We start from the raw sequence: 675 nt of genomic DNA, 5'->3' as shown, positions 1-675 counted from the left end.
GGTGTACAGAGAGGGTAATCGTCTGACAGTGTCGCGGTGAGCGGGCGACGTCAGGCGGCTACTTTGGCGGCTTGTTTTTCGGCTTTCTTTCCCTCCTTCCTTTGTTGTGACGTTGGCAGACCGTCGACGAAGGCGGTGGCGGGGGTCCGGCCGATCATGCCGCGGCCCTGGTGTGGCCGTCACTGATTGTAGTCGGCCAGAAGCCCTCGAGAACGGTTTGCATCTCCTCGACGGTCTCGAACCAGGTGCGACGGCCCTCGACCCGGAAGTGCTCGTCGAGCGGCGTCCGATGCAACGCTTCGACGATGCCGTTGGACTGCGGCCGCTTCACGCGCGTTGTGCGATGGTCGATGTCCTCGAGCTGCAGGAAGAGTTCGTAGGGATGCTGGTCGGCACGACCGCAGAACTCCCGGCCATTGTCGAACAGCACGGTCTCGATGCCTCGATGTGGCGCTCCCGGAACTCGGGCGAGAACCGTTCGAGCAGTCTCGTTTGCTCCTCGGACAGTTCGATGGTGCGCTCGGCGGTGGTCTCCAGCCGCAGCAGGCGCTCGTGCTTGGTCAGCAGACCATGGCGCTGCCAGACGCCGCGGACGCCGCCGGCGGAGACCTGCAGGTCCTTCAGCCGCAGCTCCTGCTCGACCCGCACCGCGCCATGGCAAGGATGGACCAGGGC

General features: G+C 65.0%; 1 pseudogene. It reads right to left on the bottom strand.

From position 1 onward, the window contains the following. Positions 1–50: 50 nt before the first annotated feature. A pseudogene (locus tag DY467_RS26610) lies at positions 51–675 on the bottom strand (transposase family protein); the annotation flags it as partial.

Origin of the sequence: Rhodopseudomonas sp. BR0G17 (genome assembly GCF_010907025.1) — a bacterium.
In the GTDB taxonomy this organism is placed as follows: domain Bacteria; phylum Pseudomonadota; class Alphaproteobacteria; order Rhizobiales; family Xanthobacteraceae; genus Rhodopseudomonas; species Rhodopseudomonas palustris_H.
Note: the sequence above shows the minus strand (reverse complement) of the source record. Positions and strands in the feature narration are given on the sequence as shown.